This window comes from Pseudomonas sp. 43(2021), from assembly GCF_017490805.1.
In the GTDB taxonomy this organism is placed as follows: Bacteria; Pseudomonadota; Gammaproteobacteria; order Pseudomonadales; family Pseudomonadaceae; genus Aquipseudomonas.
Genome location: NZ_JAFGYJ010000003.1, coordinates 36,483 through 62,080, shown reverse-complemented (window position 1 = coordinate 62,080; position 25,598 = coordinate 36,483). Strand labels below are relative to the sequence as shown.

The following is a 25,598-nucleotide window of genomic DNA, read 5'->3' as shown; positions in this document are numbered from 1 at the left end:
GTCCTTTTATAGATTCGTGGTTCTGCCAGCCATGGCGTATTGCGGGGTTGCTTGCATTTGCCGGGCGATGCTGATGATTTTCTTCGCATAGCCCGGGTCGGTCGCATAACCTGCCTTTTGCAGCTCTCTTGCAAACTGCTCAGGGTTATCGGCCGAATCCAGTGCATCTTGATAGCGGGAATTGCTCTGCAACAGGCTTACCAGGTCGTGGAAGCTGTCCTGGTACGAGTCGTAGCTGCGGAACGCCGCCGTTTCCTTGACGAACTGGCCGTCACGGAACTCGCTGGTGATCGCCCGCGCCTGCTCGCCCTGCCAGTTACCGGTGGCCTTGATGCCGAACAGGTTGTGGCTGCTGCTGCCATCGGTGTTGCGCATTACCGATTTGCCCCAACCGGTTTCCAGGGCGGCCTGGGCCACCAGGTAGCGCGGGTCGATACCAATGCGTTTGGCGGCCTGTTCGGCCATCGGCAGCATGGTGGCGACGAATTCGTCACTGTCGGCGAAAGCCTTGTTCGGTGCCAGTGGCGGCTGGGCCACGGCGCGGCCGAGGATGCGCAGGCCGTTGTCCGGCACGGCGAAGGCCTGGGCTACCTGCTGGCCGTCACGGGCCGGTACGGCAGCGCTGTTGGTGGTGGCCGCCAACGGCACGATGCCGGCCAGCAAGCGGTCAGTGAGTTTGCTCGGCAACGCCAGGCGCCGCGAGTTGAGCGCGGCAACGTCGTTGCGGGTAGCTGCCGAATCATTGGCATGCACCGGCTGCGCCACCTTGTTGCCCCACAACGCCGGGCCACCGCCCTCGGCGCGCGGGAACGGGCTGGTATTGATGGATGTGCTGCGGCCCTTGGTCAGCTGGCGCACCAGCACGTCCTGCAGGCCGATACCGCCACCTTCGCGGGACATGCTCACAGCCAGCTGCTGGTCGTACATGTCGCGGTACTGCTTCACCGTTTCGGTGTTCATCGGATTGTCGTCGGCCAGCACGTCGCTGGCCTTGCGCGAGGCCTTGAGCATTTCGCTGATGAACAGCGATTCGAACTCCTGGGCCACCTTGCGCACGTTGGCTTCGCTGTCGCGATCACCCACCTTCAGCGAGCTGAGGCGGTTGAGGTCGGTGTAGGCGCCGCTGTCGACGCTACCGGAAACCAGGCTTTTGCTGTTCATCCGCGCCGTCCTCAGATCACGATCAGGTCGGCCTGCAAGGCGCCGGCCTGTTTCAGGGCTTCGAGGATGGCCATCAGGTCGCTGGGCGCTGCGCCCACCTGGTTCACCGCGCGGACGATCTCATCCAGCGTGGTGCCCGGGCCGAACTTGAACATCGGTTTGGCTTCCTGCTCGGCGTTGACCCGCGAGCGCGGCACCACGGCAGTCTGGCCGTTGGAGAACGGCCCCGGCTGGCTGACGATCGGGTCTTCGGTAATGGTCACGGTCAGGCTGCCGTGGGTCACCGCGGCCGGCGACACCTTGACGTTCTGGCCGATGACGATGGTGCCGGTACGCGAGTTGATGATGACCTTGGCCACTGCCTGGCCCGGGTCGATCTCGAGGTTCTCGAGAATCGACAGGTAGTCCACGCGCTGGCTCGGGTCCATCGGCGCAGTGACCCGCACCGAACCGCCGTCCACGGCCTGGGCCACGCCTGGGCCGAGCAGGTCGTTGACCTTGTCGACGATGCGTTTGGCGGTGGTGAAGTCGGGGCGGTTGAGGTTCAGGGTCAGGCTGTTGCCCTGGTTGAAGCCGCTCGGCACTGCACGCTCGACGGTAGCACCGCCAGGAATACGACCAGCCGACGGAACGTTGACGGTGATTTTCGAACCATCGCGGCCCTCGGCATCGAAGCCGCCCACCACCAGGTTGCCCTGGGCCACGGCATAGACGTTGCCGTCGATACCTTTGAGCGGGGTCATCAGCAGGCTGCCGCCGCGCAGGCTCTTGGAGTTACCGATCGAGGACACGGTAATGTCCACCACCTGGCCTGGCTTGGCGAACGCCGGCAGGTCGGCATGCACCGACACGGCCGCGACGTTTTTCAGCTGCACGTTGCCGGAGCCGGCCGGCACCTTGATGCCGAACTGCGACAACATGTTGTTGAAGGTCTGCAGGGTGAACGGCGTCTGGGTGGTCTGGTCACCCGTACCATTGAGCCCCACCACCAGGCCGTAACCGATCAGCTGGTTGGAGCGCACGCCAGAAATGCTGGCAATGTCCTTCAGGCGCTCGGCCTGGGCGCCAAAGGCACAGGACAGAAGCAGGGTTGCGGCAATCAGCTGCCTCACGTTGAACATGGTCATCCGTACTCAGAAAGGCCAAAGCGGGCTGATGAAGAAGCGGTCCAGCCACCCGGGCTGGCTGGCATCGGCGAACGAGCCGGTACCGGAATAGGTGATGCGTGCATCGGCCACACGGGTGGACGGCACGGTGTTGTCGGTGGCGATGTCGTCGGCGCGGATCATGCCGGCAATGCGCACCAGCTCTTCGCCGGTGTTCAGGGTCAGCCACTTCTCGCCGCGCACGGCGATGATGCCGTTGGGCAGCACTTCGGCCACGGTCACGGTAATGGAACCGGTCAGGGTGTTGCCCTGGGTGGCCTTGCTGTCGCCCTTGGTGGCGCGCTCGCCGCTATAGCCGGCCTCCAGCGACAGGTCACCACTGCCGAACGGGTTGTTGGTGCTCGGCGTGCTGCCAAACAACGAGGTCAGGCCGATATTGGCGTTGCTGTTCTTCTGGATCTGCGAGCCGGCGTTCTTGCTGGCCGATGTGCGCTCGTTGAGGGTGATGGTGATGATGTCACCCACCCGGAACGCCTTGCGGTCGCTGTACAGGTTCTGCTCGAAACCGGCCTGGTAGATCGAACCGTTGTTGGCCGCTGCCGGCAACGGGGTGCGCGGCAGTACCGGCGCGTAGTACGGGTCGTTGGGCTTGGGCGTCGGCGCGACGCAACCTGCCAGCAACACCGCCCCCCCCAGGGCGAAAACGGACAACAGACGATTCATGACGCTTACCTCACGGGTGCAACAGAGTGACTGGGTTAGAGCTGTTGAGTGACGAACGACAGCATCTGGTCAGCGGTGGAAATGACCTTGGAGTTCATCTCGTAGGCACGCTGGGTAGTGATCATGTTCACCAGCTCTTCCACGGTGCTGACGTTGGAGTTTTCCAGGGTCTGCTGCAGGGTGGTGCCGAAACCGTTCAGGCCCGGGGTGCCGACTTGCGGCGCGCCACTGGCGGCGGTCTCAAGGAACAGGTTGTCGCCGATCGCCTGCAGGCCGGCCGGGTTGATGAAGTCGGCGGTCTGGATGTTGCCGATCACCTGCGCTGCCGGGTTGCCGGCGGTGGTGATCGACACGGTGCCGTCCTGGCCAACGGTGAAGGTCTGCGCATCGTTCGGCACGACGATGGCAGGCTCCAGGGCGTAACCGTTGGCGGTGACGATCTGGCCGTCGGAGTTCAGGTGGAAGGTACCGTCACGGGTGTACGAAACCGTGCCATCCGGCTGCAGGATCTGGAAGAAGCCACGACCGTTGACCGCCATGTCCAGCGGGTTTTCGGTGGTCTGCAGGCTACCGGCGACAAAGCTTTTCTGGGTGCCAACGATGCGCACACCGGTACCGACCTGCAGGCCCGAGGGCAGCTCGCTGTCCTGGGTCGACTGGGCGCCGGGCTGACGACGGATCTGATACAGCAGGTCCTGGAACTCGGCACGGTCACGTTTGAAACCGGTGGTCGAGACGTTGGCCAGGTTGTTGGAAATGACCGTCAGGTTGGTGTCCTGGGCGGACAGGCCGGTTTTAGCGACCCAAAGAGCCGGAAGCATGTTGATTCTCCTCGTGCGCCTGTTTTACGGCACCCGTTCAAAAGTGATTAGCCGATTTGCAAAACCCGAGCCATGGCTTCGTCGCCTTCCTTGGCCGTGTTCATCATCTTGACGTGCAGTTCGAACTGGCGGGACAGCGCCAGCACCGAGGTCATTTCCTCGACGGCATTGACGTTGCTGCCTTCCAGGAAGCCCGACACCACCCGCACATTGACGTCGGCGGCGGCCGGCTGGCCGTCGCGGGTATGGATCAGGCCATCCAGGCCCTTGGTCAGGCCTTTGGTGTCCGGATTGACCAGCTTGATGCGGTCGACCTCGGCCATTACCCGCGGGTCCTCACCCATGGAGCGAATGCTGATGGTGCCGTCGGCCCCCACTTCCACCTTCTGCTCCGGTGGAATGGCGATCGGGCCACCGTTGCCGATCACCGGCATGCCGTTGCCGGCACGCAGCACGCCAAGGGCGTCGATGTTCAGGCTGCCGGTACGCACGTAGGCTTCGCTGCCATCTGGCGCCTGCACGGCAATGAAGCCCCTGCCGGTCACCGCGACGTCCAGGTCGCGACCGGTCTCGACCAGCGGGCCTTCGCTGAAGTCGGTGGCCGGGCGCTCGGTCATGGCAAAGGCGCGCGACGGAAAGCTGTCGCCGAACACCGGCATCGAGCGCGCCTGCTCCAGGTCACGCTGGAAACCGTTGGTGGAAATGTTCGCCAGGTTGTTGGCGTGGGCCTTCTGCGCCAGCGCGTTCTGGCTGGCACCGGTCATGGCCACATAAAGCAACTTGTCCACAGTATCTCCTCTGCGCGTAGCTGCCGCGCTGTCACTGCGCAGGTTCAAAGCAATAATCGAACCAAGTCTGAAAGCCCTTGTTTACAGGGGTTTCAGCGTGGTGAGAGGCAATAAACGTCAGTTTGTCGGCGGATGTTTGCCGTCTGCGGCAAGGGTTTGCTCAGAAGGTGCGGCAAGCGGCGTTGTTGTAGGGGCCGGAATGGCGCACCCAGCCTTCGCCCGGGCTGCTGGCCGAGCACATGTAGCGACCGGTAGCCAGGCTTTGCCATTGGTAGAACGGGGCGGGAGCGGCCGCGAGTGGCAGGGCCATGGCCAGCAGGGCTGTGAGCATTAGCCGTTTCATGCGTTGAGACCTCGAGAATTTGGGGCCGCTTTGCGGCCCCAATAACCATCAGGTCATCTGGATGATGGTCTGCATGATGGTGCTTTCGGTGGAGATGGTCTTGGCGTTGGCCTGGTAGTTGCTCTGCGCCTTGATCAGGTTGACCAGCTCGCCGGTCAGGTCGACGTTGGAATCTTCCAGCGCACCGCCAGTGATCTGGCCCAGGGTGCCGGTGTCCGGGGCGCCGATCACCGGTACGCCCGAGGCGTAGGACTCTTTCCAGCTGGTACCGCCAACCGGGGTCAGGCCCTGCAGGTTGGCGAAGTTGGCGATGGCCACCTGGCCGATGACCTTGTCCTGGCCGTTGGTGAAGTTGGCGAACATGTTGCCGCTTTGATCGATGGTCAGACCCGACAACTCGCCGGTAGCGAAGCCATCCTGGCTCTTGGCGGTGGTGGCGCTTGCTGCGTTGTACTGAGTGGTGCCGAGCATGTCCAGGTTCACCCCGGCCAGGTTGGCAGTGGCGCCGTTCGGGCTCCATACGCCGGCAGCGTTCTTCTGTGCCGGAATCCAGTTGTCGAGGGTGAAGGTCTTGTCGGCGGCGATGGTCATGCCACCGGCTACCGGGCCTGCAGTCATGGCAGCAGTATCAAGGGTGCCGTCGGACTTGAACGGCAGCTTGTTGGCCAGTGGCGTGGTCGAGGTCGGGTCGGCGGGGTTGCGACCGTCGATGGTGGTGTACATGGTCCACGAATTGCTGGCGGCATCCTTGACGAAGTACTGGTTCAACTGGTGCGCGTTACCCTGGCTGTCGTACACATCGGTGTTGAACGTGTAGTTGTAGCTGCCGGTATTGGCGGGATCGAACGGCGTAATGGCCGGTGCGGTAGCACTGGAGTTCAGGTTGACATTCTCGGAGATTTTTCCGGTCGGGTTCGGCGTCAGGTTCGAGGTATCGATCTGCAGGTTGGTCAGCACGCCCTGGATGATCTTGCCGTTGGCATCCACGGCATAACCTTGCAGGTTGGCGCCCGACGAGCTGACCACGTAACCGTCCTTGTCGCTGTAGAACGCACCGGCACGGGTGTAGATCTTCGAGCCGTTGTCGTTCATCACGAAGAAGCCGTTGCCATCGATGGCCATGTCCAGCGCCTGGCCGGTGCCATTGATGTTGCCCGGGGTGAACATCTGCGACACGGCAGCAGTCTTCACGCCAGTACCCACCACGTTCTTGCCGGCACTGGTGCCGCGCACGGAGTTGGAGTACTGGTCGGCGAACTCGGCACGCGACGACTTGAAGCCGGTGGTGGCAACGTTGGCAATGTTGTTGCCAGTTACGTTCAGGGCCTTGTTTGCTGCATAGAGGCCGCTAAGGCCGATATTGAAAGACATGTGTAACTCCTGTCGTTTTGCTCAGGCCCTAAATGCCGATGCTTTGGATTTTGGAAAGCGCAACACTGCCCAGCCCAGCCAGGTTGAGCGTCATCTCCGAACCGTTGGTACCCATGGTCACACTGGTGACCGAGGCCGGCAGGTTGGTGGTCATGGTGGTGGCCTTGCCGTCGATCGAAGCGGTGGCCTTGAAGGTATAGGTACCTGCCGCCACGGCTTCGCCGTCGTCATTCAGGCCATCCCAGGTAAAGTCGATCTTGCCGGCTTTCTGCGTACCCAGGTCGATGGTGCGCACCAGTTTGTCGTCCTTGTCGTAGATACCAACCGAGGTGGCAGTGCTGGACGACGTCAGGTTGACAGTGCCTTTCATGTCCTTGCTGGTGTCGACCACAGCCTTGTTGGTCTCGACAATGACATTGCGCCCGACCAGCGACGACGCCTGCAGGGCCTGGGATGACTGCAGCCCCGCCGCGATATAGGTCACCGAATCATTCAGCGACTGCATGCTTTCGAGGCTACTGAACTGCGCCAGCTGTGCCACGAACTCGCCGTTCTCCTGCGGATCGAGCGGGTTCTGGTTCTTCATCTGGGTAACCAGCAGCTGCAGGAATGCATCCTTGCCCAGGGCGCTGCCGGCAGCGCCGGTGCTGCTGTCGGTTTTCGACGTCTGCTTCTGCAGCGAGGTCAGGTACGCGCTGCCGACCTCGGTTGTGGAATTGGTGGTGGTCATGTCGGCTTCCTATTACTGCCCCAGGGTCAGAACTTTCTGCATCATGCTCTTGGCCGTGTTCATCAGCTCGGCATTGGTCTGGAACGCGCGGCTGGCAGAGATCATGTCAGCCATTTCCTCGACCACGTTGACGTTCGGGTAGTAGACGTAGCCGTCCTTGTTCGCCGCCGGGTGGTTGGGCTCGTAACGGGCTTCCAGGGTGCTCTGGTCCTCAACGATGCCTTTTACCTGCACGCCCTGCCCTGCCTCGCCCTGGTCCTCGAACAGCGACTGGCTGCTGCCGGCCTGCGCGTCCTGGAAGGTGGTGGCGAACACCGGGTGGCGCGCGCGGTAGGTCTGGTCGATGCTCGAGGACACGGTCTCGGCGTTGGCGATGTTCGAAGCAACGGTGTTCAGGCGCGTGTTCTGCGCACTCATGCCGCTACCGGCAATGTTGAAGACACTGGAAAGGGACATGGTCATTCTCCCCGCAGGGCCGAAACCAGCCCTTTGAATTTACTGTTGAGCAAGGTGAAGCTGGCCTGGAAGCCGACGGCGTTTTCGGTGTAGTTCGATTGCTCGATCTGCGCGTCCACGGTGTTCTGGTCGATCGACGGCTGCGTTGGCGTGCGGTACTTGAGGGTATCGTCGGCCATGGCCAGGCCCTCGGCCTCGATATGACGGCTGTTGGTACGTTCGAGGCTGAAGCGGCCACCGCTCTGCTGCTTGTCGCTTTCGGCGGCGAGCACCGAGGCGAAGTCCATGTCACGCGCCTTGTAGTTGGGCGTGTCGGCGTTGGCGATGTTGTTGGCCAGCACTTCGGCGCGCTGGGCGCGGAAGCCCAGGGCCTTTTCGTGGATACCAAGCGCCTTGTCGAAGCTGATGCTCATGTCGGGGAAACCTTCGGAGGTTGACCGGAATATCGTTGGGCAAGGTGTAGCAAGGGCTATGCCAACCAACGAAAAGCCCGGAAATACGGGCCTGCAGAGCGCAGTGCTGTCATAGTGATGCCAGAAAAGCGGCAAAGGCCTTCCGCCTTGGGCGGCGAAAGCGGCAATTGCCGGGCGGCAAAAGCGGCAAAACAAAAAATTGACGTCAGCATTTTGCCTGAGCCGGCCTCTTCGCGGGCACGCCCGCTCCCACAGGTAGAGTGCGACCCTGAGGTTTGCATGGTTCCTGTGGGAGCGGGCATGCCCGCGAAGAGGCCGGCACAGACAAACAAAAAGGCCGGCAACTTTCGCTGCCGGCCCTCTTGGTTACTTGGCCTGGTAGATGATCCCCGGGCTGCACTGCACCATCTGGTAATGGTCCGGCAGCCCGTTCAGCGCCTCGGAAGCCCCGAGGAACAGATACCCACCTGGCTTCAAGGTACTGTGAATGCGCAACAGGATGTCCTTCTTCACCTGCGCCGAGAAGTAGATCAGCACGTTGCGGCAGAACACCACATCGAACTTGCCCAGACTGGCGTAGCTGTCGAGCAGGTTGAAGGCGCGGAACTCGACGCGACTGCGAATCGCCGGCTTGACCGCCCAGCGCCCCGGCCCCTTGGTGTCGAAGTAACGCTGCAGGCGCTCCTGGGACAAACCGCGGGCAATCGCCAGGCTGTCGTATTCGCCGGTCTTGCAGTTGGTCAGCATGGTGCCGGACAGGTCGGTGGCAACGATCTGCGCCCCCATCTTCAACTGGCCGAGGTTGCTGCGCTCGAACTCGTCGATGGCCATCGAGATGGAATACGGCTCCTGCCCCGACGAACAGGCCGCCGACCACATGCGCAGGCGCTGGCCGGGGTTGTTGCGGATGAACTCGGGGATGACCTTGTTCTTCAGCACCTCGAACGGGTAGGTATCACGAAACCACAGGGTCTCGTTGGTGGTCATGGCATCGACCACCTGCTCGCGCAAGCCGCCACGCGGCTGGACCTGGATGCGCTGCACCAGCTCGCCCAGGCTCTTGATGCCCTGTTGCTCCATCAGCTTCTTGAGACGGCTGGAAACCAGGTACTGCTTATTCTCGCCCAGCAGGATGCCACAGGCTTTCTCCAGGAATACCCGGAACTGTTCGAAATCCAAATTACCCGTAGACACTACTGCCGCCTCTTTTCAATCACTGGTGCCGGGGGCCTGCCCCCGGCCGCGTCAATGCGTTGCCTTGATCCGGTCGACCACCCGCTGGGCCAGGTCGTCCGGTTTGAACTTGGCCAGGAAGTCATCGGCACCGACCTTCTTGACCATTGCCTGGTTGAACACCCCGGAAAGCGAAGTATGCAGGCAGATGTGCAATTTTTGCATGCGCGGATCGCTGCGGATCTCTGCCGTTAGCGTATAGCCATCCATTTCCGGCATTTCAATGTCCGAGATCATCATCAGGAACTCTTCTTCCGGCTTCTTGCCCTCATCCACCAGCTGGCGCAGGTAGTTCAGGGCCTGGCGGCCGTCGTTGAGCGCCACCACCTCGACCCCCACGGTCTGCAGGCAGCGACTGACCTGCTTGCGCGCCACCGACGAATCGTCGACGGTAAGCACCCGCAGCAGCACGGCCTTGTCCTGCACCTCGGCATCGATCACCCCGTCCGACACCGACTCGGACGACGGCGCCACTTCGGCCAGCACCTTCTCCACGTCGATGATTTCGACCATGCGGTTATCCACCCGGGTGACCGCGGTGAGGTAGTGGTCGCGGCCGGTGCCCTTGGGTGGCGGATGGATCTCTTCCCAGTTCATGTTGACGATGCGCTCCACCGAGTGCACCAGGAAGCCCTGGGTCTTGGTGTTGTACTCGGTGATGATCACGAAGCTGTTGCGCGTGTCTTCCTGCAGCGACCGCAACCCGGTGGCCATCGACAAGTCGAGGATCGGGATGGTCGCCCCGCGAATATTGGCGACACCACGCACCACCGGGTGCGCCTTGGGCAGCAGGGTCAGCGCAGGGCATTGCAGCACTTCCCTGACCTTGAATACGTTGATGCCGTATAGCTGTTCACCATTGAGGCGGAACAGCAGCAATTCCAGGCGATTCTGCCCCACCAGCTGCGTGCGCTGGTTGACCGAATCCATCACTCCTGCCATGCCAGACTCCTTTATGTTTCAGCCTTTCGTTGCAACTCAGGTAGAGAGTCGGCACGGGCTTTGCTTTTTTGAGCGCCATGTACACGAAAACGACATTTTCCCGACGATTGACACGCCTGCTGACTGGCTCGCTGGCGATGCTGTGCCTGTTGCTGCCCGGCGTTCGCACAGTAGCGGACGCGTTTACCTTGCCTGAACAGCTTATCGGTGTCACCCAAGGGTTTCTTGAATTCAGCGTTGAAGATTACCTGGCCACCACCCAGACCGCCGGCCGCTACGAAATCCAGGTCAACCCGCTGGACCCGCGCCTGCGCATGCCGCTGTGCAGCCAGCAACTGGACGCCTCGCTGGAAAGCCCGGCCCAGCCGCTGGGCCGCGTCACGGTAAAGGTGCGCTGCGAAGGCTCGGCACCGTGGACCGTGTTCGTGCCGGCCACCGTGCGGCTGTTCCGCGACGTGGTGGTGGTGACCCGCCCGCTCAAGCGCGACAACGTGGTGGGCGAAGGCGACGTGGCCCTGCGCGAGCGCGATGTCGGCACCCTGGGCCAAGGTTTCCTGACCGAACTGGATCAGGCGGTGGGCATGAAGATGCTGCGCCCCACGGTGATCGACCAGGTCCTCACCCCGCAACACCTGGAACAGGCCGAGGTGGTACGCAAGGGCGACCACGTGGTGATCATCGCCCGCAGTGGCAGCCTGAGCGTGCGCATGCCAGGCGAAGCCCTGAGCAAGGGTGGCCTGAGCGAGCAGATCCGGGTGCGCAACCTCAATTCCAAACGGGTGGTCAAGGCCAGGGTGACCGGCCCCGGCCAGGTCGAGGTCAGTATGTAGCCAGCCCACGGATTTGCGCTGGCGGTAAGGAACCGCTTTTCCTAAACTGTGTCAGAAAACGGGTTCGCGAGCTTGCTGACAGGCGGCTATGCATTTGTGCCTAAAGTTTCTTTCGGGTTGGCCGAAAACAAGGCAAGCGTCCAAATACCCAGAGGTTTCTGATCATGGTCATCGACTTCAGTCGTTTGAATAACTCTCCGTCCGTCACGGGCGGCGTGCGCGGCAACACCGCGCCCGGCAGCGCCGAAAAACCGGCAGCCAGCCAGGAAGCGGCAACCGCCACCAGTGCCAGCGGAGAAGCGGTACACCTCAGCCAAGAGGCCCAGCAGTTGCAGAAGATCAGCGACAAGCTGCGCGACGAGCCGGTGGTCAACAGTGCCCGTGTGGCCCAGTTGAAACAGGCAATCGCCGACGGCAGCTACCAGGTCGATGCCGGCCGGGTCGCCAGCAAACTGCTCGATTTCGAAGCCCAGCGCTGACCGTTCGGCGCGCTGACTTCACGGACGCCAGAAAAGCCAAGAGTTAGCCATGCACGACACCACCTTGCTGCAACTGATCGAAGATGACATTGCCCCGATGCAGGAACTGCTGGACCTTCTGCAAAAAGAAGCGATAGCCCTGCATGGCCGCGACATGCCGCTGCTGGAGCAGATCCTGGCGCGCAAGCAGTCGTTGATCATCTTGCTCGAGCAGCACGGCCAGCGCCGCAGCCAGTTGCTCGGCAGCCTGGGCCTGAGTGCCGATCGGGCCGGTGTGCAGGCGGTGGCCGCGCAATCGCCCCATGGCGAAGCGATGCTGCAACGGCTCGACATGCTGTCGCAACTGATGGACAGCTGCCAGCAGGTCAATCAGACCAATGGCCGGATCATCCAGGTGCAGCAACACGTCACCAACAACCAGATCCGCATCCTCATGGGCGGCGATTCTCCGTCGCTCTACGACAGCCGCGGCAGCACCTCGCCGCTGGCCAAGCCACGGGCCCTCAGCCAAGTGTGATTTTTTCTATCAAGGCACGGAACATACTGGCAAAATGCCGTTAATTGCGTGTGTCGCTTTTGCCTGGAGAACGATAAGCCGTGTTCAATGAATCCGATGCCCCGCAGCCGCCAAAGGTGCTGAACACCCCTTTGGAGATTGCGGCCAACTTGCGGCAGCTGCAGGAAAGCCACGACCCCCTGATCATCACCTTCCATGACCGCAGCCAGCGTTTCCAGAGCTACGTGGTGCACGTGGACCGTGAAAGCAACACCCTGGCGCTGGACGAGATGATCCCGCGCGACGGTGAGAAATTCATCGAGAACGGCGAACACTTCCGCGTCGAAGGCTTCCACGATGGCGTACGCATCGCCTGGGACTGCAACCAGGAGTTGAAGATCAGTGAAGTCGACGGCCACCGCTGCTACCGCGGCGCCATGCCCCAGGAGATGACCTACCACCAGCGCCGCAACGCCTTCCGCGCCGCGCTGAAGCTGTCACAGCTGGTCGATATCATCCTCGATGGCGCCCACCTCAAGGGTAACGGCGCCCTGCGTGGCAAGCTGCTGGACATCTCCGCCACCGGCTGCAAACTGCGCTTCGAAGGCAATGTCGAGGATCGCCTGCAACTGGGCCAGGTGTACGAGCGTTTCAAGGCGGGCAACCCGCTGGGCCTGGTCGACACCATGGTCGAGCTGCGCCACCTGCACTATGAAGAGCGGATCAATACCACCTTTGCCGGCGTGCGCTTCCATAACCTCACCGGGCAGGCGCAACGCAAGGTCGAGAGCTTTGTGTACCAGCTGCAGCGTGAAGCGCGGCGGTTCGACAAAGACGACTACTGATCCTGCCGTGGATGGGCGTCATTGCAACGCCCATTCCCTTTGACCGCATTACCCTCACGCTGCAAACCTTCCCGCTGCCTTGAGCACAGCCCTGCGCCGATCGTACCTGCTCGCACTCACTACCGGGTGCCCTTTGAGCAGGAGGCTTCATGAACGCTAACAGTTTCACCGCAGAACTGGGTTCCGATCGAGGCACTATCGGGGTCGTTGACTCCACCCTGAATCCACGCCTGGACGGCTGGCTATGCCCGAGTAATCATGACCAATTCTCGCCCATGAGGTTTACGTTCACGCTGCAAGGTGAACATGACGGGGATAAGTCCTACCACATCAGCGCTGCAGAGGGTTGGGCCTATACCGGCGCATTGGTCCAGACAAGTACTACCGGGTGGGTGGGCCTTTACGGGCTGGGTGTCGTCGGCAGGCTTGTGGATTATGTGACAGCGGCCAACTCCCGTGGCCCGGATCCACGCTGGCGAATACGGACTCTGAGCGAATGGGACGGCGATTTGAAAACCTTGGGGAATGTGGAGTTTCATTTGCTGGACAGGTATGGCCAGGCGATGTCGATAGAATCATACAGGCACGACTCCGTCTCTCCGTCTGGTGAAATCGGCAAAAGAGCGACCGTCAGTTCTACATTTGCCAACTATGTGAGCGTGAACAAGGAAGCTCAGAAGAAGAAGATACGCTTCAAACTGCGCGACATCCGCGCCGCCTGACAGCTGCGGTTCGACAAAAACGAGCGATGATCGTCGGCCGAATGCAAAAACGCCACCTGCCAAGGTGGCGTTTTCATTTGTGCTTTTCCTGTGCTGGCCCTTTCGCGGGTGAACCCGCTCCCACAGGTAATGCGCTGCCCCCCAGAGTTGGTGTTACCCCCTGTGGGAGCGGGTTTACCCGCGAAGAGGCCGGTACAGGCTTACACCGATTTGCTTACCTCACCCTCCGGCTCAGGCGCCTTATCAGCCCCCTTCTCTTCCGCCTCGGTATCTTCGGCCGCCACCGGAGCCTGCATCATGTCCTGCACCGTCTGCTCATCCACCCGTGGGTCCAACGCCGCCGACAACGGCGAACCGGCCGCCGGCATGGCCACGTGGCCCAACGGCGCATCCTGCACCTGGTGCAGCCCGGTGACCGCCTTCGGCCGAATGCGCCACACCAGCACCAGGGCAAAGAACACGAAGAAGGCATACAGCATCTGCGGGCCCAGCACCTTCATCAGCACGCCTGCGGCCAGCGGCCCGATGCACGCGCCGACGCCGTAGGTCACCAGCAGCATCGCGGTCAGCGACACCCGTCGCTCGCTTTCCACATGGTCGTTGGAAAACGCCACCGCCAGCGGGTACAGGCAGAACTGCAGCAACGAAATCACAAAGCCTATGCCGAACAGCAACTCCAGCGGCACGCTGGGCAGTATCGCCAGCGGCGCCGAGGCCAGCGCCAGACCTACCGCCACGCTGCGGATCAGCACTGCCCGGTCGTAGCGGTCGGACAACCAGCCCAGCGGCCACTGCACCAGCAGGCCGGCAAAAATGCAGCTACCCATGAACAGGCCGACCTGCTCGGTAGTCATGCCCTGGCCGGCGGCGTACAACGGCGCCAGGCCATAGAACGAGCCGACGATCAGCCCCGAGCCCAGCACCGTGCTGAGCGACTGCGGCACGCGCTTGATGAAGAACTTCGGCTCCATCGGTGCCGGGCGCAACGGCGCCGGGTGAATGCGCCGGGTCATGGCGACCGGTACCAGGCACAGGGTGAAACACATGGCCACCAGCATCAGCAGCTCCAGGCCAAGCTGAGGGTGCACCACCAGAATCAGCTGGCCGAGCACCAAGCCCAGGTACGAGGCGATCATGTAGCCGCTGAACACCGCGCCGCGGTGCTTCACATCGGCCTGCTCGTTTAGCCAGCTCTCGATGACCATGTACTGGCACATCATCCCCAGGCCGACGATCATCCGCAGCCCGACCCAGGCCGGCAACCAGCTGGTCAGGCCATGGCCGAGCACCGCCGCACCGACGATACCGGCGCAGGTGGCATAGGCGCGTATGTGCCCGACCCGGCCAATCAACCGGTGGCCTACCTTGCCGCCGACCGCCAGGCCAAAGTAGTTGGCTGCCATCAACGCACCTACCCACAGGCTGTCGACATGGTCGGCAGCCAGGCGCAGGGCCAGGTAGGTACTGAGCAGGCCCGAGCCGATCAACATCATCAGCGCGGCGAAATACAACGACTGAAACGGCTTCCATATATTTCGCATAGGTCCCGTAAAGCTCCCTGTTCAGGTGGCGGGGTGCTAGAAGCATAAGGGGAAAAAACGCCCGGCGCAGGCCCCCGCTTGCGATTTGGTGCAGCGGGGGCGTATCCGGTGTCGGTCGTGTCGCGATCAGGCCTGTGCCGCCAGTACCCGACGCTCCCACGGCGTGATCTCGTCGAAGAAATCACTCAGCTCCAGGGTCTTGCTGGCGACATAGCCGTCGATGAACTCGCTGCCGAACAGCTCCCGCGCCAGCGCGCTACGCTTTAACCGCTCCAGTGCGGCATGCAGGGTGCACGGCAGGCTCAGGTGCTCCGGCACTTCGAACTCACCCTGGATGGCCGGCGACGGCTGCAGGCGCTGCTCGATGCCGTGCAGCCCGGCGGCCAGGCTGGCCGCGATGGCCAGGTACGGGTTGGCGTCGGCGCCGGGCAGGCGGTTCTCGACCCGCCGCGCCACCGGTGCGCTGGCCGGGATGCGCAGGCCTGCGGCACGGTTGTCCTCGGACCAGCAGGCATTGTTCGGCGAGGCATAGGGGTGGCACAGCCGCTGGTAGGAGTTGACATTGGGCGCGAACAGCGCAGTGAAGTCGGCCATGCACGCCTGCAGGCCGCCAATGAAATGGTGGAAGGTCTCGGTCGGCAAACCTTGCTCATCGCTGAACACATTACGCCCGCTGCCCACCTCCACCAGGCTCTGGTGAATGTGCATGGAGCTGCCGGGCGTGCGTGCCAGCGGTTTGGCCATGCACACCACGGTCAGGCCGTGCTTGAGCGCCACTTCCTTGAGCAGGTGCTTGAACAGCAAGGTCTGGTCGGCCAGCAGCAACGGGTCGCCGTGCAGCAGATTGATCTCGAACTGGCTGGTGCCCATTTCGTGCATGAAGGTGTCGCGCGGCAAGCCGAGCGCGGCCATGCACCGATACACCTCCTTGAAGAACGGGCGCAGGCCGTTGTTGGAACTGACACTGAACGCCGAATGGCCCAGCTCGCGGCGGCCGTCGATGCCCACGGGCGGCTGGAATGGCTGTTGCGGGTCGGTATTCGGAGCAAAGACAAAGAACTCCAACTCGGTCGCCACCACTGGCGCCAGGCCCAGCGCCGCATAGCGGGCGATCACGGCTTTGAGCTGCCCCCGGGTGGACAATGCCGAAGGCCGGCCATCCAGTTCGTTGGCATCGCAGATCGCCAGGGCACGGCCGTCGTCGCTCCAGGGCAGGCGGTGGACCTGGCCGGAGTCAGGCACCAGCGCCAGGTCGCCGTCGTCGCTGCCGTAGAACTTAGCCGGCGGGTAGCCGCCCATGATGCATTGCAGCAGCACACCCCGGGCCATCTGCAGGCGGCGGCCTTCGCGGAAGCCTTCGGCGGTCATCACCTTGCCGCGCGGGACGCCGTTGAGGTCGGGAGTGACGCATTCGATTTCATCGATGCCCTGCAGGTGCCCGGTGTTCATGACGCTTGTCCTTGTTGTGGTCGGCTGACAACAACATAGGCTGGGGGTGTTTAAAATATCAAGCAGCACTCTCGATACCGCGTGGCTCTCTTCGCGGGCATGCCCGCTCCTACAGGGACCGCGCTGGCCTTGAGGGCAGTGGTACCGTTGTGGGAGCGGGCGAGCCCGCGAAGAGGCCGGCACAGGAGACGGCTATTCCCGCAAGGTCATGCCATTGGCCGGCAGTGGCAAGGCGGTCTTGTAGCGAACCTGTTTGAGGGCAAAACTCGAACGTATGTTGGCCACCCCCGGCAACCGCGTCAGGTAGTCGAGAAAACGCTCCAGCGCCTGGATGCTCGGCAACAACACCCGCAGCAGGTAATCCGGGTCGCCGGTCATCAAATAGCACTCCATCACCTCGGGCCGTTCGGCAATTTCTTCCTCGAAGCGGTGCAACGACTGCTCCACCTGTTTTTCCAGGCTCACATGGATGAACACGTTCACATCCAGCCCCAACGCCTCGGGCGACAGCAAAGTCACCTGCTGGCGGATCACCCCCAGTTCTTCCATGGCCCGCACCCGGTTGAAACAGGGCGTGGGTGACAGGTTCACCGAGCGGGCCAGCTCGGCGTTGGTGATGCGGGCATTTTCCTGCAGGCTGTTGAGAATGCCGATATCGGTACGATCGAGTTTGCGCATGAGACAAAATCACCGGTTTTTTGTGTTTATACGGAATGTTTATCTGCCCCGCTCGGCAAAGGCAATCAACTTGAGAGAAAAATTCTCCTGCCGGGCCACTAAGATGTAGGGGACGCTGACCTACCAGTCACAAGCCGGTACTCAGCGGCGGCCGCTTCAGAGCTCACAAAAACAAATACCCGAGCGAGCGTAAAAAGCATGAACGAGTACGCCCCCCTGCGTTTGCATGTGCCCGAGCCTACCGGCCGGCCAGGCTGCCAGACCGATTTCTCCTACCTGCGCCTGAACGATGCAGGTCAAACCCGCAAGCCCCCTGTCGACGTCGATGCTGCCGACACCGCCGACCTGGCCTACAGCCTGGTCCGCGTGCTCGACGAGCAAGGCAACGCGCAAGGCCCATGGGCCGAAGACATCGACCCGCAAGTTCTCCGCCAAGGCATGCGCGCCATGCTCAAGACGCGGATTTTCGACAGCCGCATGGTGGTCGCCCAGCGCCAGAAGAAGATGTCCTTCTACATGCAGAGCCTGGGTGAAGAAGCCATCGGCAGCGGCCAGGCCCTGGCGCTGAACCGCACCGACATGTGCTTCCCCACCTACCGCCAGCAAAGCATCCTGATGGCCCGCGACGTGTCGCTGGTCGAGATGATCTGCCAGCTGCTGTCCAACGAGCGCGACCCGCTCAAGGGCCGCCAGCTGCCGATCATGTATTCGGTGCGCGAGGCCGGTTTCTTCACCATCAGCGGCAACCTGGCGACCCAGTTCGTGCAGGCGGTCGGCTGGGCCATGGCCTCGGCGATCAAGGGCGATACCAAGATCGCCTCCGCGTGGATCGGCGACGGCGCCACTGCCGAGTCGGACTTCCACACCGCCCTCACCTTCGCCCACGTGTACCGCGCTCCGGTGATCCTCAACGTGGTCAACAACCAGTGGGCGATCTCCACCTTCCAGGCCATCGCCGGTGGCGAGTCGACCACCTTCGCCGGCCGTGGCGTGGGTTGCGGCATCGCCTCGCTGCGGGTTGACGGCAACGACTTCGTCGCTGTGTACGCGGCCTCGCGCTGGGCCGCCGAACGCGCCCGTCGCGGCCTGGGCCCATGCCTGATCGAGTGGGTCACCTACCGTGCCGGCCCGCACTCGACCTCGGACGACCCGTCCAAGTACCGCCCGGCCGATGACTGGAGCCACTTCCCGCTGGGCGACCCGATCGCCCGCCTGAAGCAGCACCTGATCAAGATCGGCCACTGGTCCGAAGAAGAACACCAGGCCGCCACTGCCGAGCTCGAAGCCGCGGTGATCGCCGCGCAGAAGGAAGCCGAGCAGTACGGCACCCTGGCCAACGGTCACATCCCGAGTGCCGCCTCGATGTTCGAGGACGTGTACAAGGAAATGCCTGACCACCTGCGCCGTCAACGCCAGGAACTGGGGGTTTGAGATGAACGACCACAACAACAGCATCAACCCGGAAACCGCCATGGCCACCACTACCATGACCATGATCCAGGCCCTGCGCTCGGCCATGGATGTCATGCTCGAGCGCGACGACAATGTGGTGATCTACGGCCAGGACGTCGGTTACTTTGGCGGCGTGTTCCGCTGCACCGAAGGCCTGCAGAACAAGTACGGCAAGTCTCGCGTGTTCGACGCGCCGATCTCCGAGAGCGGCATCGTCGGCACCGCCGTGGGCATGGGGGCCTACGGCCTGCGCCCGGTGGTGGAAATCCAGTTTGCCGACTACTTCTACCCGGCCTCCGACCAGATCGTTTCCGAGATGGCGCGCCTGCGTTACCGTTCGGCCGGCGAATTCATCGCCCCGCTGACCCTGCGCATGCCCTGCGGCGGCGGGATCTATGGCGGCCAGACTCACAGCCAGAGCCCGGAAGCGATGTTCACCCAGGTGTGCGGCCTGCGCACTGTCATGCCGTCCAACCCGTATGACGCCAAGGGCCTGCTGATCGCCTCGATCGAATGCGATGACCCGGTGATCTTCCTCGAACCCAAGCGCCTGTACAACGGCCCGTTCGACGGCCACCACGACCGCCCTGTCACCCCCTGGTCGAAGCACCCGCAAAGCGCCGTGCCCGATGGCTACTACAGCGTGCCGCTGGACAAGGCAGCCATTACCCGCCCCGGCAATGACGTCACCGTGCTGACCTACGGCACCACGGTGTACGTGGCCCAGGTGGCTGCCGAAGAAACCGGTGTCGACGCCGAAGTGATCGACCTGCGCAGCCTATGGCCGCTAGACCTGGACACCATCGTCGAGTCGGTGAAAAAGACCGGCCGCTGCGTGGTGGTACACGAAGCCACCCGTACCTGCGGCTTCGGCGCCGAACTGGTGTCACTGGTGCAGGAACACTGCTTCCACCACCTGGAGGCGCCGATCGAGCGCGTCACCGGCTGGGACACCCCCTACCCTCACGCACAGGAATGGGCTTACTTCCCAGGGCCTTCGCGGGTAGGTGCGGCATTGAAAAAGGTCATGGAGGTCTGAATGGGCACGCACGTCATCAAGATGCCGGACATTGGCGAAGGCATCGCGCAGGTCGAGTTGGTCGAGTGGTTCGTCAAGGTCGGCGACATGATCGCCGAAGACCAGGTGGTGGCCGATGTCATGACCGACAAGGCCACCGTGGAAATCCCTTCGCCGGTCAGCGGCAAGGTGCTGGCCCTGGGTGGCCAGCCGGGTGAAGTGATGGCGGTCGGCAGCGAGCTGATCCGTATCGAAGTGGAAGGCAGCGGCAACCACGTGGATGTGCCGCAAGCCAAGCAGGTGGAAGCCCCTGCCGCCCCGGCGGCCACCAAGCCAGAGCCGCAGAAGGAAGCCAGACCGGCTGCGTGCCAGGCGCCTGTCAATCACGAGGCAGCCCCGATCGTGCCGCGCCAGCCGGGCGACAAACCGCTGGCCTCGCCGGCGGTTCGCAAACGCGCCCTGGATGCCGGTATCGAACTGCGTTACGTGCATGGTAGCGGCCCGGCCGGGCGTATCCTCCACGAAGACCTCGACGCCTTCATGAGCAAGCCGCAGAGCGCTGGCGGGCAAGCATCGAGTGGCTATGCCAAGCGCACCGACAGCGAGCAGGTGCCGGTGATCGGCCTGCGCCGCAAGATCGCCCAGCGCATGCAGGACGCCAAGCGCCGGGTCGCGCACTTCAGCTATGTGGAAGAAATCGACGTCACCGCGCTGGAGGCCCTGCGCCAGCAACTCAACAGCAAGCACGGCGACAGCCGCGGCAAGCTGACCCTGCTGCCGTTCCTGGTGCGCGCCCTGGTCGTGGCGCTACGCGACTTCCCGCAGATCAACGCCACCTATGACGACGAAGCCCAGGTCATCACCCGCCATGGCGCGGTGCATGTGGGCATCGCCACCCAAGGTGACAACGGCCTGATGGTGCCGGTGCTGCGCCATGCCGAAGCAGGCAGCCTGTGGAGCAATGCTGGCGAAATCGCCCGCCTGGCCAACGCTGCCCGCAACAACAAGGCCAACCGCGATGAGCTGTCCGGTTCGACCATCACCCTGACCAGCCTGGGTGCCCTGGGCGGTATCGTCAGCACGCCGGTGGTCAACACCCCGGAAGTGGCGATCGTCGGCGTCAACCGCATGGTCGAGCGGCCTGTGGTGATCGACGGCCAGATCGTGGTGCGCAAGATGATGAACCTGTCCAGCTCGTTCGACCACCGCGTGGTCGATGGCATGGACGCCGCGCTGTTCATCCAGGCCGTGCGCGGCCTGCTCGAACAACCCGCCTGCCTGTTCGTGGAGTGAGCATGCAACAGACTATCCAGACTACCCTGTTGATCATCGGCGGCGGCCCTGGCGGCTACGTGGCTGCCATCCGCGCCGGACAACTGGGCATCCCCACCGTGCTGGTGGAAGGCCAGGCACTGGGCGGTACCTGCCTGAACATCGGCTGCATCCCGTCCAAGGCGCTGATCCACGTGGCCGAGCAGTTTCACCAGACCTCGCGCTTTGCCGGGCCGTCGGAGCTGGGCATCAGCGTCGCTTCGCCGCGCCTGGACATCGGCCAGAGCGTGGCCTGGAAGGACGGCATCGTCGACCGCCTGACCACTGGCGTTGCCGCCCTGCTGAAAAAGCACGGGGTCAAGGTGATCCATGGCTGGGCGAAGGTGCTCGACGGCAAGCAGGTCGAGGTCGATGGCCAGCGTATCCAGTGCGAGCACCTGTTGCTGGCCACTGGCTCCAGCAGTGTCGAACTGCCGATGCTGCCCCTGGGCGGGCCGATCATTTCCTCGACCGAAGCCCTGGCGCCGAAAGCCCTGCCGCAGCACCTGGTGGTGGTGGGCGGCGGCTATATCGGCCTGGAGCTGGGCATCGCCTACCGCAAGCTGGGTGCGCGGGTCAGCGTGGTGGAAGCGCGCGAGCGCATCCTGCCGACCTACGACAGCGAGCTGACCGCCCCGGTGGCCGAATCGCTGAAGAAGCTGGGTATCGCCCTGCACCTGGGCCATAGCGTCGAGGGTTACGAAGGCGGCTACCTGCTGGCCCGTGATGGCCAGGGCGGGCAACTGCGCCTGGAAGCCGACCAGGTACTGGTGGCCGTTGGCCGCCGGCCGCGCACACAAGGTTTCAACCTGGAGTGCCTGGACCTGAAGATGAACGGCGCTGCCGTCGCCATCGACGAGCGCTGCCAGACCAGCATGCGCAACGTCTGGGCCATCGGCGACGTGGCCGGTGAACCGATGCTGGCGCACCGGGCCATGGCCCAGGGCGAAATGGTCGCGGAGATCATCGCCGGCAAGGCACGCCGTTTCGAACCCAGCGCAATTGCCGCGGTGTGTTTCACCGACCCGGAAGTGGTAGTGGTCGGCAAGACCCCGGAGCAAGCCAGCCAGCAAGGGCTGGACTGCATCGTCGCGCAGTTCCCGTTCGCCGCCAATGGCCGGGCCATGAGCCTGGAATCGAAAAGCGGTTTCGTGCGAGTGGTGGCGCGCCGTGACAACCACCTGATCCTGGGTTGGCAGGCGGTTGGCGTAGCGGTTTCCGAGTTGTCGACGGCGTTTGCCCAGTCGCTGGAGATGGGCGCCTGCCTGGAGGATGTGGCCGGCACCATCCATGCCCACCCGACACTGGGTGAAGCGGTACAGGAAGCAGCACTGCGCGCCCTTGGGCACGCCCTGCATATCTGACACTGAAGCGGCCGAGGCCGATTTGGCCCGCTGCGCCCAAGGCGCCGCGGGTCTTTTTTCATTCAGCCCTTACGGCGGTCCAACACAAAACCTGAAACCACCGCGGTCTCTGTGGGAGCGGGCATGCCCGCGAAGCCCCCAACACGGTGTTCGCGGGCGCGCCCGCTCCCACAATGATCGCGATCTATTGGGCTATCGCGTTCTTGCCGTTCCCCTTGGCCCGGTACAGCGCCTTGTCGGCACGCGCCAGCAGCGCATGCCGGTCCTCCCCTTCCTCCCATTGCACCACGCCATAGCTCATGGTCAACCGGCAGTCGCCCACCGGCTCCACCTGCGCCATCGCCTGGCGCAAGCGCGCTGCCACCTCCAGCGCCTCACCCAGCGAGGTCTGCGGCAGTACGATGATGAACTCGTCACCACCCCAGCGCGCCAGCAGGTCCAGCTCACGCAGGCAGGTATGCAGGTTGTCGACCACCCGTACCAGCGCCGCATCGCCACGGGCATGGCCATAGCGGTCGTTGATCGGTTTGAAGTCGTCCAGGTCCATGGCTATCAGCGACAACGGCTGGCGGAAGCGCTGGGCACGCTCGCACTCCAGCTGCAGCGCCTTCTCCAACCGATAGCGGTTGGCAGTGCGGGTCAATGCATCGCGCTCGGCCAGCTCGCGGTTTTCGTCCAGTTGCCGCTGCAACTGCTGGTTCACCCAGGACAGCTCGCGGGTGCGCTCGGCCACCTGGCTTTCCAGGGACTGGTTTCTCTGTTCCAGCTGCGCCACCAGGCGCTTGTTGGCGTCGATATTGCGGTGGGCACCGAGCATGCGCGCCACCGAGCCGTCCTCGTTATGGCCGATGATGTAGCCGCTGTCCTCGATCCACAGGTAGCTGCCATCGTGGCAACGACAGCGGTATTCGATCAGGTAGTGCTCATTGCGCTGATTGATGTACGCCTCGAAATGCGCCATTACCCGCGGGTAGTCCTCCGGGTGGATCACGCTTTCCCAGGTAAGCACCGAGTTGGCCATGGAGTGGCTGGGGTAGCCGAGCATGGCGTACCAGCCCGGGTTGCGATAGACGTAGCCGGTATTGGCATTCCAGTCCCAGATACCATCGCTGATCAAATCGAACAGCGTATGCAACTGCTGCTCACTGAAGCCGGCGGGTACCGGCCGGGTTTCCTGACTCATGGATGCTCTCCCTGATGCCCAGCAACTGCGCTCCGATCAAGGGGCTGCCGACAGTGGTGGTCATTGCCGCAGGCGGCAAGGTCATGCCTCTGACGGGCAAGCATATGCCCAGCGTGGTGCCATCGGAATACCCCACCGCCCTGTTTTCGCGGTGTTGACGACTGGCATGGCATTTGCCACGCCACCCTGCCAATCACTTTTCCAAGGAGGACCCCATGACGATTGCCATCACCGGCCTCGGCTGGCAGGCCACAGTGCATCAGCAACAACGCACCAGCAACGAGCAAACCCTGGCCGATGTACCGCAGTTCCGCCCGCCGGTGGCCGCCGGCAATGCCACGGCGCAACAGAACAGCCAGGGCAATACTGCGCAGCAGGATGCCGAGGACGCCCGCGAGGAAGCCTTTGCCAAGCTCAAGGTACAGCTGCAGAACCCCGAGGCAGCCGCCAGCCAGCAGGGTAACGTGGCGACCACAGAAACCAGCAGCGCCCGCCAGGCCTTTCACGACTACATGGAAAAGACGCCGGGCGAGTTGATCAAGGAGAAGCTGTTGCGTGAGTTGGGCCTGACCGAGGACGAGTACAACGCCTTGCCGCCCGAACAGAGGAAAAAGATCGACCAGCAGCTTGCCCAACGCATGCAGGAAGACGTGGAGATAAAGACTCAGGCGAAGATCAACGCCCAGGCCGCCCCGCGGGAAACCGCCGAGGATGAGCAGGACCTGGCAGCGCGCACAGTTCAAGCCTGACGCCGCGATGAATGGCACCGGCTTCGCCGGTGTTCGCGGGCACGCCCGCTCATTGAACTGCACATGACTCATTGAATGGCAGGGGCGTTGTGGGAGCGGCTTTAGCCGCTCCCACAGGGTACGCGGATTGCGTGCAATTTCAGTTATCTACGCGACAGCGCAGCCCAAAGGGCTGGGCCATCTCCCACAGATACTGCACAGGGCTTGAGGGCGCTCAAGCCAACTGCAACGACGCCTCTTCCACAGCGGCCACCTGGCAGCGTTGTGTCCAACTTTCACACGCATTAACGTGGGGGGTAGCGCCGTTGCACCGTCTGTACATTCAAGGAACTCAAATGCCGTATCCAAGCGGGACCCAAGCGTTCAGGCAGGGGGCCCACAGCGCCCTGCCGTTGACCTCCGGCATCGTGCCCTTCGGCCTGATCACCGGGGTCACGGCGATCGGCATGGGCCTGTCGCCGGCCGATGCCATCGGCATGACCCTGCTGTTCTACTCCGGTTCGGCGCAGATGGTGGTGATGCAGTTGATGCAAAGCGCCGCCCTGCCGGTGACCATGGTGGTCACCGCGTTGGTGATCAACCTGCGCTTTCTGATGTACAGCGCCAGCCTTGCGCCGCACCTGGGCCAGCTGCCACGTCACCGCAAATGGCCCATGGCGTACATGCTGTCAGACCAGTCCTTTGCCCTGTGCACACTGAAGATGGGCTCGGGTGGGCTGGGGCAGTATGCCTACCCCTACTATGCCGGTACGGCAATCACCATGTTCTTCGGCTGGAACCTCTCGGTGTTGGCGGGCATGTACCTGGGCGCGAGCATTCCTGAAGACTGGTCGCTGGGCTTCGCCATCCCGTTGTCGTTCCTGGCATTGCTGATACCTGGTATTCGTAACGCTGCCACCCTCGGTGCGGCGCTTACCGGGGGCGTGCTGGCGGTACTGGCAGCCAATCTGCCCTACAACCTGGGCCTGCTGACCGGCGCGCTGGGCGGCATCATTGCCGGGCTGGCCATCGAAAGCTGGCAAAAACAGCAAACCGGGCCTGAAGCCAACACCGAGCAGGAAGCATCATGAGCGAAATGACCCAGTGGATAACCTTCATGCTGATCGGCCTGGGCACCTTCGCCATCCGCCTGTCGTTCATCGAGCTGCACACGGTGCTGCGCATCCCCCCACTGTTTCGCCGTGCCCTGGCGTATGTGCCGGCCAGCGTACTGGCGGCATTGGTACTGCCGGCCGTGGTGTTCCCTGACCGGCTGGCGGGGTTCGACTGGATGAACCCGCAGATACCCGCAGCGATACTGGCCGCGCTGGTAGCGTGGCGTACGCGCAGCACGATGCTGACGCTGATCGTGGGCATGGGAGCGCTGTGGGCTTTGAAGCACTTGGGGGGCTAGG

At 63.0% G+C, this 25,598-nt stretch carries 28 protein-coding genes; 12 read left to right on the top strand and 16 right to left on the bottom strand.

The annotated features are described in order from the left end of the window. Positions 1 to 6: 6 nt before the first annotated feature. The 12 genes from flgJ to J5M71_RS03255 form a co-directional block, all read right to left on the bottom strand. Complete coding sequence (gene flgJ, locus J5M71_RS03310) at positions 7 to 1,161, bottom strand: flagellar assembly peptidoglycan hydrolase FlgJ (RefSeq protein ID WP_207829678.1); 1,155 nt, start codon at positions 1,159 to 1,161, stop codon at positions 7 to 9. 11 nt (positions 1,162 to 1,172) lie between these two features. Then, complete coding sequence (locus J5M71_RS03305) at positions 1,173 to 2,288, bottom strand: flagellar basal body P-ring protein FlgI (RefSeq protein ID WP_013973619.1); 1,116 nt, start codon at positions 2,286 to 2,288, stop codon at positions 1,173 to 1,175. A gap of 6 nt (positions 2,289 to 2,294) precedes the next feature. After that, positions 2,295 to 2,990, bottom strand: a complete 696-nt coding sequence (gene flgH, locus J5M71_RS03300) for a flagellar basal body L-ring protein FlgH (protein ID WP_013973620.1) — start codon at positions 2,988 to 2,990, stop codon at positions 2,295 to 2,297. A 35-nt stretch (positions 2,991 to 3,025) separates the two neighbouring features. After that, a complete protein-coding gene (gene flgG / locus J5M71_RS03295; RefSeq protein ID WP_013973621.1) occupies positions 3,026 to 3,811 on the bottom strand; it encodes a flagellar basal-body rod protein FlgG in 786 nt (261 codons plus the stop codon). A gap of 47 nt (positions 3,812 to 3,858) precedes the next feature. Further along, positions 3,859 to 4,599 carry a flagellar basal-body rod protein FlgF gene (gene flgF, locus J5M71_RS03290; RefSeq protein ID WP_207829667.1) on the bottom strand — a complete coding sequence of 247 codons (741 nt, stop codon included), beginning with the start codon at positions 4,597 to 4,599 and terminating at the stop codon, positions 3,859 to 3,861. Positions 4,600 to 4,759: 160 nt separating this feature from the next. Beyond that, a complete protein-coding gene (locus J5M71_RS03285) occupies positions 4,760 to 4,942 on the bottom strand; it encodes a hypothetical protein (protein ID WP_025340098.1) in 183 nt (60 codons plus the stop codon). A 48-nt stretch (positions 4,943 to 4,990) separates the two neighbouring features. Next, positions 4,991 to 6,313: a flagellar hook protein FlgE gene (flgE, locus tag J5M71_RS03280; protein ID WP_207829663.1), complete on the bottom strand. Its 1,323-nt coding sequence runs from the start codon at positions 6,311 to 6,313 to the stop codon at positions 4,991 to 4,993. A 28-nt stretch (positions 6,314 to 6,341) separates the two neighbouring features. Then, positions 6,342 to 7,043 carry a flagellar hook assembly protein FlgD gene (gene flgD, locus J5M71_RS03275; protein WP_207829660.1) on the bottom strand — a complete coding sequence of 234 codons (702 nt, stop codon included), beginning with the start codon at positions 7,041 to 7,043 and terminating at the stop codon, positions 6,342 to 6,344. Between the two features lie 12 nt (positions 7,044 to 7,055). Continuing rightward, positions 7,056 to 7,499, bottom strand: a complete 444-nt coding sequence (gene flgC / locus J5M71_RS03270; protein ID WP_024087485.1) for a flagellar basal body rod protein FlgC — start codon at positions 7,497 to 7,499, stop codon at positions 7,056 to 7,058. Between the two features lie 2 nt (positions 7,500 to 7,501). Further along, positions 7,502 to 7,912 (bottom strand): flagellar basal body rod protein FlgB, encoded by a 411-nt coding sequence (gene flgB, locus J5M71_RS03265; protein ID WP_063912859.1) that lies wholly within the window; start codon positions 7,910 to 7,912, stop codon positions 7,502 to 7,504. Positions 7,913 to 8,278: 366 nt separating this feature from the next. Next, positions 8,279 to 9,106 (bottom strand): protein-glutamate O-methyltransferase CheR, encoded by an 828-nt coding sequence (gene cheR, locus J5M71_RS03260; RefSeq protein WP_207829657.1) that lies wholly within the window; start codon positions 9,104 to 9,106, stop codon positions 8,279 to 8,281. Between the two features lie 51 nt (positions 9,107 to 9,157). Next, complete coding sequence (locus J5M71_RS03255; protein ID WP_207829652.1) at positions 9,158 to 10,087, bottom strand: chemotaxis protein CheV; 930 nt, start codon at positions 10,085 to 10,087, stop codon at positions 9,158 to 9,160. A gap of 77 nt (positions 10,088 to 10,164) precedes the next feature. On the opposite strand from J5M71_RS03255, the gene flgA reads away from it, so the two are divergent. The 5 genes from flgA (at position 10,165) to J5M71_RS03230 (ending at position 13,459) form a co-directional block, all read left to right on the top strand. Then, positions 10,165 to 10,917: a flagellar basal body P-ring formation chaperone FlgA gene (gene flgA / locus J5M71_RS03250; RefSeq protein WP_207829642.1), complete on the top strand. Its 753-nt coding sequence runs from the start codon at positions 10,165 to 10,167 to the stop codon at positions 10,915 to 10,917. A 164-nt stretch (positions 10,918 to 11,081) separates the two neighbouring features. Next, positions 11,082 to 11,396 carry a flagellar biosynthesis anti-sigma factor FlgM gene (gene flgM, locus J5M71_RS03245; protein ID WP_063912863.1) on the top strand — a complete coding sequence of 105 codons (315 nt, stop codon included), beginning with the start codon at positions 11,082 to 11,084 and terminating at the stop codon, positions 11,394 to 11,396. A gap of 49 nt (positions 11,397 to 11,445) precedes the next feature. After that, positions 11,446 to 11,913: a flagellar protein FlgN gene (locus J5M71_RS03240; RefSeq protein WP_207829627.1), complete on the top strand. Its 468-nt coding sequence runs from the start codon at positions 11,446 to 11,448 to the stop codon at positions 11,911 to 11,913. Positions 11,914 to 11,993: 80 nt separating this feature from the next. Further along, positions 11,994 to 12,737: a flagellar brake protein gene (locus J5M71_RS03235; protein ID WP_207829625.1), complete on the top strand. Its 744-nt coding sequence runs from the start codon at positions 11,994 to 11,996 to the stop codon at positions 12,735 to 12,737. A gap of 149 nt (positions 12,738 to 12,886) precedes the next feature. Beyond that, a complete protein-coding gene (locus J5M71_RS03230) occupies positions 12,887 to 13,459 on the top strand; it encodes a hypothetical protein (RefSeq protein WP_207829605.1) in 573 nt (190 codons plus the stop codon). A 200-nt stretch (positions 13,460 to 13,659) separates the two neighbouring features. Here J5M71_RS03230 and J5M71_RS03225 read toward each other — a convergent pair whose 3' ends face one another. The 3 genes from J5M71_RS03225 to bkdR form a co-directional block, all read right to left on the bottom strand. Next, positions 13,660 to 15,000, bottom strand: a complete 1,341-nt coding sequence (locus tag J5M71_RS03225) for an MFS transporter (protein WP_063912867.1) — start codon at positions 14,998 to 15,000, stop codon at positions 13,660 to 13,662. Between the two features lie 126 nt (positions 15,001 to 15,126). Further along, the gene (locus J5M71_RS03220) at positions 15,127 to 16,368 is read right to left on the bottom strand and encodes a glutamine synthetase family protein (protein WP_207830133.1); all 1,242 of its coding nucleotides are present in this window, start codon (positions 16,366 to 16,368) and stop codon (positions 15,127 to 15,129) included. Positions 16,369 to 16,641: 273 nt separating this feature from the next. Beyond that, entirely contained in the window at positions 16,642 to 17,127 is a 486-nt protein-coding gene (gene bkdR / locus J5M71_RS03215; RefSeq protein WP_012273540.1) for a Bkd operon transcriptional regulator BkdR, read from the bottom strand. A 198-nt stretch (positions 17,128 to 17,325) separates the two neighbouring features. On the opposite strand from bkdR, the gene J5M71_RS03210 reads away from it, so the two are divergent. The 4 genes from J5M71_RS03210 to lpdA are packed head-to-tail and all read left to right on the top strand — an operon-like array spanning position 17,326 to position 22,272. Beyond that, positions 17,326 to 18,558 carry a 3-methyl-2-oxobutanoate dehydrogenase (2-methylpropanoyl-transferring) subunit alpha gene (locus J5M71_RS03210; protein ID WP_207829602.1) on the top strand — a complete coding sequence of 411 codons (1,233 nt, stop codon included), beginning with the start codon at positions 17,326 to 17,328 and terminating at the stop codon, positions 18,556 to 18,558. Position 18,559: 1 nt separating this feature from the next. Further along, entirely contained in the window at positions 18,560 to 19,618 is a 1,059-nt protein-coding gene (locus J5M71_RS03205; protein WP_013973637.1) for an alpha-ketoacid dehydrogenase subunit beta, read from the top strand. Then, positions 19,619 to 20,890: a dihydrolipoamide acetyltransferase family protein gene (locus J5M71_RS03200; protein WP_207829599.1), complete on the top strand. Its 1,272-nt coding sequence runs from the start codon at positions 19,619 to 19,621 to the stop codon at positions 20,888 to 20,890. It begins immediately after the preceding gene. A 2-nt stretch (positions 20,891 to 20,892) separates the two neighbouring features. Continuing rightward, on the top strand, positions 20,893 to 22,272 hold the full coding sequence (gene lpdA / locus J5M71_RS03195) for a dihydrolipoyl dehydrogenase (protein ID WP_063912873.1): 1,380 nt from the start codon (positions 20,893 to 20,895) through the stop codon (positions 22,270 to 22,272). Between the two features lie 184 nt (positions 22,273 to 22,456). On the opposite strand, the gene J5M71_RS03190 is transcribed toward lpdA, so the two are convergent. After that, entirely contained in the window at positions 22,457 to 23,455 is a 999-nt protein-coding gene (locus J5M71_RS03190; RefSeq protein ID WP_207829596.1) for a diguanylate cyclase, read from the bottom strand. Positions 23,456 to 23,670: 215 nt separating this feature from the next. Here J5M71_RS03190 and J5M71_RS03185 point away from each other — a divergent pair, with 215 nt between their 5' ends. From J5M71_RS03185 to J5M71_RS03175, 3 genes are all read left to right on the top strand, one after another. Then, entirely contained in the window at positions 23,671 to 24,204 is a 534-nt protein-coding gene (locus J5M71_RS03185) for a hypothetical protein (protein ID WP_063912875.1), read from the top strand. A gap of 335 nt (positions 24,205 to 24,539) precedes the next feature. After that, positions 24,540 to 25,274: an AzlC family ABC transporter permease gene (locus tag J5M71_RS03180; RefSeq protein ID WP_207829589.1), complete on the top strand. Its 735-nt coding sequence runs from the start codon at positions 24,540 to 24,542 to the stop codon at positions 25,272 to 25,274. Further along, positions 25,271 to 25,597: an AzlD domain-containing protein gene (locus J5M71_RS03175; RefSeq protein WP_207829587.1), complete on the top strand. Its 327-nt coding sequence runs from the start codon at positions 25,271 to 25,273 to the stop codon at positions 25,595 to 25,597. The genes J5M71_RS03180 and J5M71_RS03175 overlap by 4 nt, the downstream gene beginning before the upstream one ends. Position 25,598 lies beyond the last annotated feature (1 nt).

Coding starts and splice junctions, on each gene's coding strand:
- flgH (WP_013973620.1), bottom strand. CDS start 2,990: ATGAATCGTCTGTTGTCCGTTTTCGCCCTGGGGGGGGCGGTGTTGCTG.
- flgD (WP_207829660.1), bottom strand. CDS start 7,043: ATGACCACCACCAATTCCACAACCGAGGTCGGCAGCGCGTACCTGACC.
- flgC (WP_024087485.1), bottom strand. CDS start 7,499: ATGTCCCTTTCCAGTGTCTTCAACATTGCCGGTAGCGGCATGAGTGCG.
- flgG (WP_013973621.1), bottom strand. CDS start 3,811: ATGCTTCCGGCTCTTTGGGTCGCTAAAACCGGCCTGTCCGCCCAGGAC.
- J5M71_RS03220 (WP_207830133.1), bottom strand. CDS start 16,368: ATGACCGCCGAAGGCTTCCGCGAAGGCCGCCGCCTGCAGATGGCCCGG.
- J5M71_RS03190 (WP_207829596.1), bottom strand. CDS start 23,455: ATGAGTCAGGAAACCCGGCCGGTACCCGCCGGCTTCAGTGAGCAGCAG.
- J5M71_RS03180 (WP_207829589.1), top strand. CDS start 24,540: ATGCCGTATCCAAGCGGGACCCAAGCGTTCAGGCAGGGGGCCCACAGC.
- J5M71_RS03175 (WP_207829587.1), top strand. CDS start 25,271: ATGAGCGAAATGACCCAGTGGATAACCTTCATGCTGATCGGCCTGGGC.
- J5M71_RS03255 (WP_207829652.1), bottom strand. CDS start 10,087: ATGGCAGGAGTGATGGATTCGGTCAACCAGCGCACGCAGCTGGTGGGG.
- lpdA (WP_063912873.1), top strand. CDS start 20,893: ATGCAACAGACTATCCAGACTACCCTGTTGATCATCGGCGGCGGCCCT.
- J5M71_RS03200 (WP_207829599.1), top strand. CDS start 19,619: ATGGGCACGCACGTCATCAAGATGCCGGACATTGGCGAAGGCATCGCG.
- flgB (WP_063912859.1), bottom strand. CDS start 7,912: ATGAGCATCAGCTTCGACAAGGCGCTTGGTATCCACGAAAAGGCCCTG.
- J5M71_RS03185 (WP_063912875.1), top strand. CDS start 23,671: ATGACGATTGCCATCACCGGCCTCGGCTGGCAGGCCACAGTGCATCAG.
- flgE (WP_207829663.1), bottom strand. CDS start 6,313: ATGTCTTTCAATATCGGCCTTAGCGGCCTCTATGCAGCAAACAAGGCC.
- J5M71_RS03210 (WP_207829602.1), top strand. CDS start 17,326: ATGAACGAGTACGCCCCCCTGCGTTTGCATGTGCCCGAGCCTACCGGC.
- flgJ (WP_207829678.1), bottom strand. CDS start 1,161: ATGAACAGCAAAAGCCTGGTTTCCGGTAGCGTCGACAGCGGCGCCTAC.
- J5M71_RS03205 (WP_013973637.1), top strand. CDS start 18,560: ATGAACGACCACAACAACAGCATCAACCCGGAAACCGCCATGGCCACC.
- J5M71_RS03240 (WP_207829627.1), top strand. CDS start 11,446: ATGCACGACACCACCTTGCTGCAACTGATCGAAGATGACATTGCCCCG.
- flgM (WP_063912863.1), top strand. CDS start 11,082: ATGGTCATCGACTTCAGTCGTTTGAATAACTCTCCGTCCGTCACGGGC.
- bkdR (WP_012273540.1), bottom strand. CDS start 17,127: ATGCGCAAACTCGATCGTACCGATATCGGCATTCTCAACAGCCTGCAG.
- J5M71_RS03230 (WP_207829605.1), top strand. CDS start 12,887: ATGAACGCTAACAGTTTCACCGCAGAACTGGGTTCCGATCGAGGCACT.
- J5M71_RS03305 (WP_013973619.1), bottom strand. CDS start 2,288: ATGACCATGTTCAACGTGAGGCAGCTGATTGCCGCAACCCTGCTTCTG.
- J5M71_RS03285 (WP_025340098.1), bottom strand. CDS start 4,942: ATGAAACGGCTAATGCTCACAGCCCTGCTGGCCATGGCCCTGCCACTC.
- flgA (WP_207829642.1), top strand. CDS start 10,165: ATGTACACGAAAACGACATTTTCCCGACGATTGACACGCCTGCTGACT.
- J5M71_RS03225 (WP_063912867.1), bottom strand. CDS start 15,000: ATGCGAAATATATGGAAGCCGTTTCAGTCGTTGTATTTCGCCGCGCTG.